Here is a 13,295-nt window from a genome sequence, read left to right on the forward strand (position 1 = left end):
TTACTTGTTATAGGTCACACGCGTTACCGCAATGGCGGCAATCAAGTATGAAACGCCACCGAGAGAAAGTGCATAAATTGCCTCACCATCAAATACAAAGCGTACTAATGCGCCCAAAATAGTTGCTGCTAACATTTGCGGAATAACGATAAAAAAGTTGAAGATGCCCATATATACGCCCATCTTATTGCTCGGTAAGGCGTTACTGAGCATGGCATATGGCAGAGATAAAACAGACGCCCAAACAAAGCCGATGGCTATCATGGCATAAATAAGATGATCGCTATTCGAAACAAAGGCAAAACTCAACATGCCGCCAGCGCCAAGCAATAAGTTGATCATATGACTCACTTTTAAGCCAAGCTTTTTCACCATTAGCGGTATAACAACCGCAGCAATTACCGAAAAGCCGTTATAAGCAGCAAATAATACCCCTACCCAATCAGCACCATCGTTATACGCTTTCGTCGCAACATCGCTGCTGCCAAAGTGGAAACTGGTTACAGCGGGTGTGGTATAAATCCACATAGCAAAAAGCGCAAACCAGCTAAAAAACTGCACAACGGCCAATTGTTTCATGGTTTTTGGCATACTCATCATGTCAGACATTACTGTGTAAAAGCCGTTATCTGTCTTGCCTTTAGATTGCATGCTGTTTGAAAGTAAAAAGAGCCCACCAAATACGCTAAGTGCGCCACCTAAGAAAACGATGTCTTTACCAAGTGATAACACATAGACCGCTGCTAAAACTACCAAACCTAAGCTTAATAACGCAGCACCAATGCGTGCAAACGGCAAATGCCCTTTATTTGAGTAAGCCAGCGTTACTTCTGGGTCTTCATACTTCGCCAGCTCTTCAGGGCTATATTCTTTGGTAGTTACAATGGTCCAAAGCACTGCAATTAGTAATACCACAGCGCCAAAATAGAATGAGAAAGTCACTGAATCAGGAATAACACCAGCTTCTGCTGTGTTGCTAATGCCAAACCAATTGGTCATCATCCAAGGTAATGCAGATGCAACAACAGCCCCAACACCAATAAAAAAGCTTTGCATGGCATAACCCATTCCACGTTGTTTTTTAGGAAGGTTATCACCTACTAGTGCACGAAACGGTTCCATCGTCACGTTTATAGCGGCATCCATAATCCACAACATGCCTGCCGCAATCCATAAACTCGGCGAGTTTGGCATAATACACAGTGCTAATGTCGTTGCCAGTGCACCGTATAAAAAGAAAGGTCTACGGCGGCCTAATTTCCCCCAAGTGCGGTCACTAAAATAACCCACTATCGGCTGGACAATTAAACCTGTAAGCGGCGCGGCAATCCATAAAATAGGGATCTCATCGATATTTGCACCTAAGGTTTGGAAAATACGGCTCACGTTGCCATTTTGCAGGGCAAAACCAAATTGAATGCCCATAAAACCAAAACACATATTCCATATTTGCCAAAACGACAGTGTTGGTTTGTCTTGCACGGATGTTGTCATAAAGTTACTCCACAGCCACTACAACTGCACCCTGAGGTGCGAGCGTGAATTGCGTGTTTTTGTTATTAGTTTTAATTTGGTTATCGCCTGCAAACTTAAGTAAATTTTGATGCTTTACTTGGTATGGCAGCGAGAGTATTTGAGGCTTATCTGCAAAATTTGCAAGCACTAATAAGGTTTGGTTATTTGTATGGCGTTTAAAACCAATAACTTTGTCGTTTACAGCACCTAATTGTTGGGTGACATCTGTAAACTCGCCCCATTTGATGGCATCTTGTTTTGCAAGGTTTAATAGCGAGACATAAAAACTGCGCAGTTCTTTTTGCGTTTTAGATAACAACGCACCATCAAAGTTACCATGATTCATCCATTTTTGATGCTCAGGGACCCCAACATAATCAAAAATACTGGTGCGTGTTGCGCTGCCAAATCCTGCGTTTTCTGCACCAGGCTCACCCACTTCTTGACCAAAATAAATAAGCGTAGGTGACGTACTGATTAAATGTGACACCACCATAGCCGGTTTGCCTTTATTCATATCGCCAACAAAATCAGGGCTGGCAATACGCTGCTCGTCATGGTTTTCTAAAAAGTTAAGCATATGCGGGGCAATGTCTTTCACTTCATTATGCACAGGTATTAATGTGGTAGCTGACTGTTTACCCTGCATAATCCATTTTAAGGTGTCATAAAAACCCACTTTGTCGTAAAGGTAATCCATTTTGCCTAACTGAATATAATCACGATAAAGCTTAGGGTTATATACTTCAGCAATTAATGTGGCCTCTGGATTTTTAGTTTTAATATGCGCATTTAAATAGCTCCAAAACTCTACTGGTACCATTTCGGCCATATCATAGCGAAAGCCATCCACCCCTTTATCTAACCAATAGAAAGCAATATCGCGCATTTTATGCCAACTGCTTGGCAATTCCTTGTCTTGCCAAAACGTCACAACATCATGATAGTTTTTAGCAGCATACTCACTTGGTAATTTGGCAAAATCAAAGCTGCCATCGGGTTTTACGCCATAATTTACTTTTACGGTTTCGTACCAATCATTAAAATCGGGTTGTGCTTCGCGTGAGCCATTACCTGTCCATTTCGCAGGGTTTTCGTCAAACTTGCCATCGACTAATGGATGCGCTTCACCGCCTAAAGGTGAATAATCTTCAGGAAATTTAGGCAGTGAAAACGCTGCTCCAGGAATATAATAAAAATCATTAAACTTGGAATAAGTAACGCTGGTATCGTCATTTTCACCTAAGCCAATCACACCTTTAGGTTTCGCAATAGACTCATAGCGGCGCGCAACGTGATTTGGCACAATATCAATAATTACTTTTAGACCCGCAGCATGGCTTCGTTTAATCAGTGCTTCAAACTCTTCAATGCGCTTGGCCGGATTATTTGCAAGATCTGGGTTAACTGAATAGTAATCTTTAATGGCATAAGGGGAGCCTGCGCGTCCTTTTATCACATCGGGATCATCTAAACTGATGCCAAACTGTGTGTAATCTTCAGCCATTGCATGATGAAGTACACCGGTATACCAAATATGACTCACACCCATATCTTTTATTTCATTAAGCGCTTTCGGGGTAAAATCTGCAAATTTTCCAACACCATTTTCAGCCTTGCTACCCCAGGGTTTATTGGTGTTATTTGTGTTTCCGAACAAACGTGTAAACACCTGATAGACCACAGGCTTTTGCTCTGCATTTTTTTCTTCAACTAGTTTTGATTGGGCACTGCCATTATGCGACACCATTAAAAGTGCAAATAAGGCATACATCTTCTTTTTCATTTAATTACCAAATCGTTTTAAAAATTCGTTATGGGACGGTAGTTGGTCGCTAGTATGGCGCATCAATACTTTTAAATTAGCCAGCATTTCGGTTAATTGCTGATCGGTCAGGTTATCTGCCAATGGGTGATATTGTTTTGGCGTAGCACCTTGTCCTAGCATCACTTGCTGCCATGCAATTTCACTAAAAAGTTCATCGTCTTGTCTAAAAAACAAGGCATTTTCAATAAACAACTGCATTTTATGAGCAAGGCTTGGAGGTATTTCCATATGTTTACATTGGCGCCAAAATGCACTGTCTTCGCGTTTCGTTAATTTGTAATGCAGAATAATAAAGTCACGAATACGCTCAAATTCAATTTGGCTTTGACGATTGTATTCGGTCACTACCTCATCAGTTATGCCCTTCAGCGGGAAATGTTTCAGTAAACGAGTAGCTGCCGTCTGGATGAGGTGAATACTAGTAGATTCAAGTGGCTCTAAAAAGCCGCTTGAGAGCCCTATCGCTACCACATTTTTATGCCATTGCTTTAAACGACGGCCAGTGCGAAAGCGAATAAGCTTAGGCTCTGCAAGTGCTTTGCCCGGTAAATTATTAAGTAATAACGCTTTGGCATTGTCATCTGAAAGGTGTTTACATGCATACACTAGGCCATTACCAATGCGATTAGTAAGTGGAATTTGCCATTGCCACCCTGCAGAATGGGCAATTGAGCGTGTATAGGGTTTGATTTCATTGTCACCATGTTCACATGGCACAGCCAGAGCACTATCGCATGGCAACCAATGGCGCCAATCTTCAAAGCCAACATTAAGGGTTTTATCAAGCAATAAACCATGTAAACCTGAGCAATCGATAAATAAATCGCCATTAATATGTTGCTGATTATCTAGCAGTAGCTCAGTGACAAAACCGTTTGTAACATCCGTTTTAACCTCAATTACTTTTCCTTCAATGCGCTTAACGCCGAGCTTTTCTGAATGACCTCGTAAGAACTTCGCATACAGGTTGGCATCAAAGTGATAAGCGTAAGTAATTCCGGGTAATTGGGTATTGGGTATAGCCGTTAATTTATTAAAGCGGTTGCGACGGGCTGCTTGGTAGTTTATTGAATAATCCCAAAAACAGCTGTCATCACCTAGTTTTTTTGCTTTAAGCCAGTAATTTAAGAAATTACAAAATGGAAAGTCTTTACCAAAACTGCCAAACGCATGCATATAATGCTCGCCTTTTTGCCCCCAGTTTTCAAACTGAATGCCAAGCTTAATAGTTGCGTTAGTTGCTTTGATAAAGGCTTTTTCATCAATGCCAATGGCGGCATTAAAAGGAATGATAGGAGGAATGGTTGCCTCGCCAACGCCAATTGTGGCGATGTCTTTTGACTCAACTAGCGTAATAGAAATCTGCTTGCCAAGTACTTTTGCAAGTAAGCTTGCAGTAAGCCAGCCAGCAGTACCTCCGCCGACGATGACAACATTGTTGATTTGATTTGTCATGGTAACCTCAGATAAAAACAAAGCCCTTTTCAGGGCTTTGTTGCAACATTCAGGTTAGAACTGGTAGTTCACACCTAGCAAGAAAGTGCGACCATAATCTTGGTAATCACGTACTTGCAATGCGTTATCACCTGATAACGAGATAAACGGTTCTTCAGTAATGTTTTGCACCTGGAAAGTTACCGTCATGCCCTCTAGGCTCTTTAAGCCACTTTCAGAGAAGTCATAACCAATTTGTGCATCCCAAATCGTCTCGCCTTGAATATCAACTTGCTGTGAGTCAAAACCGCGGCCATAAACGTCACCTTTAAAGTCATCACGTTTACGCATGCTAGCACGCGCTTGGAAACCGTAATTTTCATAATAGAAAGTTAGGTTTTGAATGCTCTTAGATAAACCTGGAATTTCGTAATCATTGCCATCTTGGTCAACCATGTCTGAGCTATTAACAGTATGACTTGCAATTAAACCAAAACCATCCAGTGCATCAGTAAAGTAGTTAAACGGTAATGTGACTGAGAACTCTGCACCTTTAACTGTGCCGTCGCCACCGTTTACTTTACCATTACCTGTACCATCTGGGTTAGCAGGTACTAGGCCTGTTGATGGATCTGCAACACCTGTCATATCAATTGAATAGCTACCATCAAAGATCCAGTCTTTTAAATCTTTGTGATAAAGCGCGATAGCAAAATAACCTTCTGGGCTAAAGTAGTTTTCATAGCTTAGGTCAAAATTAATTGCTTGGTACGGTTCAAGTGACGGGTTGCCACCATTCACTACCCAGTTACTGCCATTTTCATCTGGCTGCTGATTGTAAGTAGCATTAACTGACGCATTCATTTCATCCATACGTGCACGTGAAATCGTCTTCGCAGCGCCAAAGCGTACCGACTGATCATCATCAATCGATAATGATAGGTTTAAGCTTGGTAATAGATGTGCATAATCGTGTTCAATATGCGTTGGCGATGTAATAACTTTGCCGTCTTGTGTATTGAAAGCATTACCTTGCGATTCTTGCTCAGTTTTAACATAGCGAAGACCTGCATTACCAGTTAACGGCATGCCTGCAACTTCAGTATCAATGTTTGCTTTAACAAACGCACTGGTTAATTGCTCTTTAACCGTCCACGATTTAGTTGCGTGGCTTGGATCGGTTAAGCTTTCTGCCAGTAAATCGTAGTAACCATCTTCAACCATTGCGCGTGAGTTAAACGCAATCATGTCGCCCATACCGATGAAATCAAGGTTTGCAGTACCTAAACGGTACTCTTCTGGCACCATCATCATACCTGGGTTATCTAACGAGAAGCTTGATACTGTTAAGAAGTAACCTTCAGAGCGCTTGGTTTTCTCACGTTCACTGTAAGACAAACCAAATTCAACAGACGTTACATAATCGTTTTCAATTACTTTGGTAGCAGCAAGGCGAAGTGCATTTAGCTCATCGTCAACTTCAGGGGTATTTAAAAAGCCGTCTTGCAATTGGTTTTCATATTCAGTACCAACAACGCCGTATTTTTCATTAAGTGCAGAACTCCAACCCCAAGAAAGTGGGCCGCCAAGTTGAATTAAATTATAATCACTATAATCCAGCTCATGGCTAAAGGTTGCGCCTGTATTGCCAGAGTTAAATGCGTAACCTAGGTTATCTGCAACACCACGTGCATCGCCACGACCTGTTCCGGCATAACTTTCCATACTCCAGATTTCACGCTCAACACTTGAGTGACTTGCATCAAACTCAAGTGACCAAGAGTCACTTAAGTCATATTCTAAATTAAAACCAAATGATGTAAGTTCAGCGCTGCGATCTTCGTAGTCGTTACGTACTACAACACGCTGCCCTTCAGTAATCGCTGATGTAACAAAGCCTGTTGCTGGGTCTACCACTGCGTTATCCGCACTGATTGAACCTTGACCCCAAGCAAATGGCACTTCGATACCACGGAGAATTTTTTCATCTACGAAATCTACATATAAGCTATCAAATACCATACGTAGATTTTCGCTTGGTGCATATTCAATCACCGCCATAACTGAATCACGTTCTAAGGTAGATGAACGTACAAACGGCTTTGCACCACCTAAAATTGAATAGGTATTACCATCATCACCCGTGAATTCAGGGTAGCCCCAAGAGTTCCAACGCTTTTCTTGGTTTGGTGATGACATTGTATTAAATGCAACTGCCACACCTAGAGTGTTATCGGCAAATTGGTCGATGTAAGACAGTGTACCGCGAAAGCCATTATCGTCAGCATCTGGATTTAATTTTTCAAAGCCCGTTTGCTCATACATGGCGTTAACTTTGATAACGCGCTCATCCATTGATAGCGGTTTAATTGTTTGCAAATCAATAACGCCAGCAAGGCCCGATGCTTCTAAATCGGCACTCGGCGTTTTATAAACCGTTACCGCGCTCATGATTTCTGATGGGTATAAATCTAATTCTGCACCGCGGTTATCGGTTATCGATACTTGTTCACGACCATTAAATGTTGTGCCAACATGGTCTTCACCAAAACCACGAATAGTAACGCGACTTGCGCGACCGTCTAAGCGCTGAGCGGCCAGACCAGGTAAGCGTGCAATTGATTCTGCAATTGAAGAGTCTGGTAATTTACCGATGTCTTCTGCTGATACTGATTCAACCACTTCTGGTGAAAAGCGCTTGGTGTTAATGGCTTTAACTAAACTTGCGCGAAAGCCTGTAACCTCAATAACCTCAACTTCTTTTTCTTGTTCTTTATCGTTGTTTTGGTTGTCTGCAGCATATAAGTTTGCAGAGCCTACACCTGCTGCGACCATTGCCAGCGTCAGCATACTTGGTTTGAAAATAGACATAAATTTTGTTCCCGATTGACTATTGCTAGTGCAAATCATGGTGCGAAATAACATCACTAAACGAATATAGCTTACTGACAGTATTTGTAGCAGTTGCACCAAATGAGTTCGCGTTTGTTGCCGACAGTGATAGTAACGCTATAAATTTAGCAACGACAACAAACTGCATACGTATTCAAATTTATGCAACGGCGCTTTTGGTTACAAATATTTTACATTTATTTTTTGTTACACATTGATTAATAAGTCTTTTTTAAAAATAGCGTTAAACAAAACGTTAACTTAAAGAAAATGACATAAAATCATCACAAATACGGGCCAATTCAGTGCAAATTCAGCACAAAGTGAATATAACCTGCACTTAAAAGGTGCAACACAAAACCAATGATAAATTGGTATTACCAATTTGAACCTTTATTTTAGTACATTTTAATAATAAATATTAAAATTGGTTATTTAGTGTGACCAATAAACATCGTTCCAAAGATTTCTCTTCTTACAACTATTTTCACTGCATACGTATGTAGGCTTTTTACTCGCAGCCGCTATATGACGTAAGCTGACCGTTATTCGCAGTAAACAGATACTGTGAAATGGCAACGCAAACGTAAAAAAGCATTTAGCATCAGATAGTAATGAGAAAACGATGTCGAAACTAACAGCGCAACTAAATTGGTGGAAAGGCGCGGTAATTTACCAAATCTACCCACGCAGCTTTCAAGACACTACGAATAATGGTGTTGGCGATTTACAGGGAATAATAAAGCGACTGGATTATATTAAAGCGCTTGGTGTTGACGCTGTATGGATTTCGCCGTTTTTTAAGTCGCCAATGAAAGATTTTGGTTACGACATAAGCGACTATCGCGATATCGACCCATTATTTGGCTCACTTGCTGATTTTGACGAACTCATCGCGCAAGCTCATCAGCGCGATATTAAAATTGTGATTGACCAAGTATTGAGTCATACCTCAGATCAACACCCTTGGTTTATTGAAAGTCGTGAAAACAAAACAAACGATAAAGCCGACTGGTATGTGTGGGCTGATGCCAATGAAGATGGTTCACCGCCAAATAACTGGTTATCTATTTTCGGCGGGTGCGCTTGGCAATGGGAGCCGCGTCGCTGCCAATACTATTTGCATAACTTTTTAACCCAGCAGCCCGATTTAAACTTCCACAATGAAGATGTGCGCAATGCTGTATTAGATAACGTTGAGTTTTGGTTAGCTCGCGGTGTAGATGGCTTCCGTTTAGATGCTATTAACTTTTGTTATCACGACGCGCAACTGCGTGATAACCCTGCAAAGCCAAAGCATTTAAGGCAAGGCCGTGGGTTTAGTGAAGATAATCCATACGCATTTCAGTATCACTATTACAACAACACCCAGCCTGAAAACCTGGCATTTATGCAGGCTATTCGCACGCTAATGAACAAATACCCTGGCGCTGTGACCCTTGGTGAAATTTCATCTGAAGATTCACTTGCCACCATGAATGAGTACACAGCAGGTGGCGACAAACTGCACATGGGTTACAGTTTTGAGCTATTAACAAAAGACTACAGCCCAAGTTACATTCGAAACACAGTTGAAACCCTTGAGTCGCAAATGACTGAAGGCTGGCCGTGTTGGGCATTTAGCAATCACGATGTAGAACGCGTTGCGTCGCGCTGGAACAAGAACGGTATTGTTAATCATGAGCAAGTAAAAATGCTACATGCGTTACTTGCAAGTTTGCGTGGCAGTGTGTGTTTGTACCAAGGTGAAGAATTAGGTTTAGGTGAAGCTGAAATCACCTTTGAGCAATTACAAGACCCTTACGGCATTACCTTCTGGCCAAACTTTAAAGGTCGTGATGGCTGTCGTACGCCATTACCTTGGCAGCGTGAAAATGAATTCGGTGGTTTCTCAACTGTTGAACCTTGGTTACCGGTAGTTGACGCGCATAAAGATGTCGCGATTGACGCACAGCAAGCTGACGATACTTCAGCGCTAGTGCATTGCCAACAATTTTTAGCTTGGCGCAAGCAATATGATGCGCTGCTTTTTGGTGATATTAAATTTACGCAAAGCGACGAACATATTTTAGGCTTTGAGCGCAGCTATAACGGCAAAACTTTAGTCTGTTATTTCAACCTAGGCGACCAAAGCCAAGCGGTTGACGTACAAGGTAAAGTAATTAAATCACACCATTATGATAGCGCGACATTAAGTGGCTTTGGCTATGTGATATTTGCAAAACAGGACGTGTAAAAATTACTAACGCAGGGTAAATGGAATTACCATTTTAACTAATTGAAAGAATTACGTATTGTTCTTCCCATGTGAACGTAAGGCTAACCCATCTGGGTTAGCCTTTTTTTTGAATTATGGATTAAGTACAAACTCATTTTTACGAATAAACAGTACATCACCACTTTGGTATTGGCCGTTCAGAACATCAACAACATGTTTGCTAAACTCGCTACACGTCATGATATTGTTGTTAGGAATATTAAACTTATCCCTAAACTTAGTTTCAATTGCACCGGGCGCCATGCAGATCACCTCGAAACCATCATTTGCCATGCTTTTGCTTAACGTAATCACACCTGCTTTTGAGCTGCAATACGATGACCAATCTTTATAAGCGTTAAACCCAGCAGTTGATGAAATATTAATGATCAACGTATTTTGATTATTTTTCAGCGCGTATTTACTTACCAAATAAGTGCCAATTAAATTCACTGAAATATCTTGGATCCACTCAGCTGAATCGGATTCAAGTAATCGATTTGGGTGAATGCAGCCAGCATTATTAATAACAACGTCGAACGCTTTACCTTCTAAATAAGAGGCTACTTCGCTATCTTGCGTTACATCCAATTGTTGGCGTGACACTAAGGTAATATCAAAGGCATCGCTAAATTCGTTAGCAAAGCTTTGTGCCCAATCACCACCACCGCCAGTAATTAAAATTGATTTTTTAGACGATATCTGGGTTTTCATGTTTATCCGACTTATCTATTAGGTTTCTGTATTGGTCGTAAATACGCTCTTTTAAGTTTGAGCTACTTACACCTGCACCATACGGGAAATAAAATACTTTTACACCAAGTTCGCGAAGGTAATCATATTTACCACGCCAATCATCGCCTACCACAAAAATATCGATATTCAGATCTTTTATGCGCTGTGTATGCTCTAACGAGCGCTGTGGAATAACCACATCAGGGTGTTTTAGCGCTTCAACAATCGCAATACGTTCTTCAAAAGGTACCGCAGGTGGGTTTTTATAGCTACACACAAGCTCGTCAGTGCTTACCCCAACAATTAAGGTTTCGCCAAGTCCTCTGCCATATTCAATCATTTTCAAATGATTGCGGTGAAACAGATCAAAGGTGCCTGATACGTAAACAATTTTACTCATAATATATTCTTTTAACTCGTGTTAATGTGAGATTAAATAATCACAAATACGCTCTGCCGATTTACCATCGAGCTTGCCCACGTATTCATCACATATTTGCTTTCTTATTGACTGTTTGATTTGCGGGTTTTTAACCGCATTTGCAACTACTTCGCTAAGAGCTTGATAACTCGCCGCCCTATCACAGAGTTCGTGAAACACTGTAATACTTTCATCTATGCGCTTTTTAAAACGGAACGAAAATATACCGCGATAACCCCAACGTAATTTGTAGAAGTCACACCAGATAACGGGTTTATCTAACGCTGCAAATTCAAAGATAGCAGACGATGCATCCGACAGCATGACATCTGAAATAGCCATAAACTCCAACAAATTATACTCATCAACGCCAGCTAAATAGACATTATCACTGACCGCCCACGATTCTAATATGGCTTTTTGTTTAGTGTAACGCGGCTTAGTTAGCGAGAAAAAGTGTGGCTTTAAAATAATGTTGTAGTCTGCAAAATCGTTGGCAAAATTCGCAGAAAATAGTTCTATTGAACTTGGATAAAATGTTGGCGCGTAGAGAATTGTCGGCTTATTTTCATCTAAACCAAGCGCGCTTAATGAGAGCTTAAGTGATGTGCGATTAATCGCAGGATCGAGCTTGGCATAACCGCTATCTACAAAATTGCCGTTTGGAAACATGGCTTGAAGATTAGCTCGGCGCTTTTCACCTTCAACAAAGCGCACTGTGGTTGGGTTTTTCGATACATCGTAATAACAGCTTTTAGGGCCAACGCCGTGTTGCATCAATACCGTTTTGCTTGCGTTATGGAGTTGCTCTAAATCAGATACGGCGTTACCAAACACAATCCAATCGGCTTTTTGTGCGAGATAATGTGCTAACGCGTCTTGCCAATTGCCTACAATTTTGTAAGTTAACTGGGTGTCGTTTAAAGCGTTTTCAACTATGCGGTTTAAGTCATTATCATCTGTTTTGTAAGCGACTAACTCAATATCTGTTTTATGCTGTTTTAATGCATCAATTACCGGTAAATACTGCGGTAAATAATACAGATGTTGAATATCAAAAATAACCTTCATTGAACTGCCTAAACGATTTATGTGACATTTTTATGATCTCACAAAAACTTAACATCAGGCAAAGTTTTTTAATTGAATTTCCAGTATTTGAGCTTTTTTCTTAGCTTAAAATTGCGAATAAAGTTAAGTGGCTTAGTTTTTTCAACAGTAAGTTCACCAAGTAATACTTTCTCAACCGCATCCAGTACTCGGCCACTCGATTGCCCATCGCGATACGGATGCAATTGCTTTATATACTCGCCAATCTGCTGAGTAAGGTCGTGTGGAGATTGCAATGCATATGACAGCTTTTCTTCAAGTAAATTAGGCTCAGTGAAATTAACCATATACGGTTTAGGATCAATATTGTTAAACGTTACGACCGGTTTATTTTGCACTAAAAACATTTGAATCACTGACGATGTATCGCACAACATCACATCTGCCTGTTTAAGCAGCGGTAATACGTTATCGGTTTCAACAAACTGTAAATGTTCGCTTTCAAGGGATTTATATTGCTCAACAATATGTTTTGGCATTTTAGGATGAAATTGCACTAGCCATTGCCACTTTCCCGTTGTGCTGAGTTTTTTAACTTGCTCGAACAAATGCGGTGCGCACGTTAAATTGCGAGAAAACGTCGAGCACATTAACACCGTTTTCTTACTCTTATTGGCTGTCGGCTCGGTTAGCGTGTCAGTAAATAATGGATCAAGCGTAGGCCAGCCTGTTTCGACCACATTAAAATAGCCATGTTGCTTGGCAAGCTGCTTGAACGGTTCTGTAGTATCTGGTCCTTGGGTGCAATATAAATCAAAGCATTGACGAATATTGAAATGGTCATTGTTACCGCGTCGATTTAACTTACCTGCGTTAAAACCATGGAACACCGCCACTTTAACGCCTGGGAAAAAGCGCGGTACCGTATTACCAGGAACAAATACCGCATCTGGATTAAATGCTTTTACCACATCAACTGATTTAAGTACCTGCTCATCTTCTTTTAAATAGTTCGCATTAACTTCATTACCCCACAAAAACCAAGCAACCTCGCCACCGCGGCGCCAAATTTCTTGCTGTAACGGGCGTAAAATCGCATAACTGTAATTTTGAGAGATAAAGAAAAGGTACTTACGCATAAATAATCCGTTGTGTTAAAGGCG

Annotated in this window: 9 protein-coding genes; 1 reads left to right on the forward strand and 8 read right to left on the reverse strand. The window is 40.9% G+C overall.

Annotation, left to right across the window (positions count from 1 at the left end; all coding sequences use genetic code 11):
• From C2M30_RS09830 to C2M30_RS09845, 4 genes are read right to left on the reverse strand one after another with little or no spacing between them, the layout of a single operon-like run.
• Positions 1-1,494 carry an MFS transporter gene (locus tag C2M30_RS09830; RefSeq protein WP_105171503.1) on the reverse strand — a complete coding sequence of 498 codons (1,494 nt, stop codon included), beginning with the start codon at positions 1,492-1,494 and terminating at the stop codon, positions 1-3.
• A gap of 4 nt (positions 1,495-1,498) precedes the next feature.
• A complete protein-coding gene (locus C2M30_RS09835; protein ID WP_105171504.1) occupies positions 1,499-3,301 on the reverse strand; it encodes an alpha-amylase family glycosyl hydrolase in 1,803 nt (600 codons plus the stop codon).
• Positions 3,302-4,798: a tryptophan halogenase family protein gene (locus C2M30_RS09840; RefSeq protein ID WP_105171505.1), complete on the reverse strand. Its 1,497-nt coding sequence runs from the start codon at positions 4,796-4,798 to the stop codon at positions 3,302-3,304. It lies immediately after the preceding gene.
• A gap of 54 nt (positions 4,799-4,852) precedes the next feature.
• Positions 4,853-7,648 carry a TonB-dependent receptor gene (locus tag C2M30_RS09845; protein WP_105171506.1) on the reverse strand — a complete coding sequence of 932 codons (2,796 nt, stop codon included), beginning with the start codon at positions 7,646-7,648 and terminating at the stop codon, positions 4,853-4,855.
• A 646-nt stretch (positions 7,649-8,294) separates the two neighbouring features.
• Here C2M30_RS09845 and C2M30_RS09850 point away from each other — a divergent pair.
• Entirely contained in the window at positions 8,295-9,905 is a 1,611-nt protein-coding gene (locus C2M30_RS09850; RefSeq protein WP_105171507.1) for an alpha-glucosidase, read from the forward strand.
• 114 nt (positions 9,906-10,019) lie between these two features.
• Here the strand turns inward: C2M30_RS09850 and C2M30_RS09855 are convergent, their stop codons facing one another.
• The 4 genes from C2M30_RS09855 to C2M30_RS09870 all read right to left on the reverse strand — a co-directional run bounded on the left by C2M30_RS09855 (position 10,020) and on the right by C2M30_RS09870 (position 13,271).
• Positions 10,020-10,640 (reverse strand): SDR family oxidoreductase, encoded by a 621-nt coding sequence (locus tag C2M30_RS09855; RefSeq protein WP_105171508.1) that lies wholly within the window; start codon positions 10,638-10,640, stop codon positions 10,020-10,022.
• Entirely contained in the window at positions 10,618-11,061 is a 444-nt protein-coding gene (locus tag C2M30_RS09860) for an adenylyltransferase/cytidyltransferase family protein (RefSeq protein ID WP_105171509.1), read from the reverse strand. The genes C2M30_RS09855 and C2M30_RS09860 overlap by 23 nt, the downstream gene beginning before the upstream one ends.
• Before the next feature lie 21 nt (positions 11,062-11,082).
• Positions 11,083-12,153, reverse strand: a complete 1,071-nt coding sequence (locus C2M30_RS09865) for a CDP-glycerol glycerophosphotransferase family protein (RefSeq protein WP_105171510.1) — start codon at positions 12,151-12,153, stop codon at positions 11,083-11,085.
• A 68-nt stretch (positions 12,154-12,221) separates the two neighbouring features.
• Positions 12,222-13,271 (reverse strand): CDP-glycerol glycerophosphotransferase family protein, encoded by a 1,050-nt coding sequence (locus C2M30_RS09870; protein WP_105171511.1) that lies wholly within the window; start codon positions 13,269-13,271, stop codon positions 12,222-12,224.
• Positions 13,272-13,295: the final 24 nt, after the last annotated feature.

Origin of the sequence: Pseudoalteromonas sp. T1lg24, assembly GCF_002964745.1 — a bacterium.
In the GTDB taxonomy this organism is placed as follows: domain Bacteria; phylum Pseudomonadota; class Gammaproteobacteria; order Enterobacterales; family Alteromonadaceae; genus Pseudoalteromonas; species Pseudoalteromonas spongiae.

Excerpts from the sequence above, each read along its gene's own strand:
- C2M30_RS09830 (WP_105171503.1), bottom strand. The coding sequence starts at position 1,494 with ATGACAACATCCGTGCAAGACAAACCAACACTGTCGTTTTGGCAAATA.
- C2M30_RS09835 (WP_105171504.1), bottom strand. The coding sequence starts at position 3,301 with ATGAAAAAGAAGATGTATGCCTTATTTGCACTTTTAATGGTGTCGCAT.
- C2M30_RS09840 (WP_105171505.1), bottom strand. The coding sequence starts at position 4,798 with ATGACAAATCAAATCAACAATGTTGTCATCGTCGGCGGAGGTACTGCT.
- C2M30_RS09845 (WP_105171506.1), bottom strand. The coding sequence starts at position 7,648 with ATGTCTATTTTCAAACCAAGTATGCTGACGCTGGCAATGGTCGCAGCA.
- C2M30_RS09850 (WP_105171507.1), top strand. The coding sequence starts at position 8,295 with ATGTCGAAACTAACAGCGCAACTAAATTGGTGGAAAGGCGCGGTAATT.
- C2M30_RS09855 (WP_105171508.1), bottom strand. The coding sequence starts at position 10,640 with ATGAAAACCCAGATATCGTCTAAAAAATCAATTTTAATTACTGGCGGT.
- C2M30_RS09860 (WP_105171509.1), bottom strand. The coding sequence starts at position 11,061 with ATGAGTAAAATTGTTTACGTATCAGGCACCTTTGATCTGTTTCACCGC.
- C2M30_RS09865 (WP_105171510.1), bottom strand. The coding sequence starts at position 12,153 with ATGAAGGTTATTTTTGATATTCAACATCTGTATTATTTACCGCAGTAT.
- C2M30_RS09870 (WP_105171511.1), bottom strand. The coding sequence starts at position 13,271 with ATGCGTAAGTACCTTTTCTTTATCTCTCAAAATTACAGTTATGCGATT.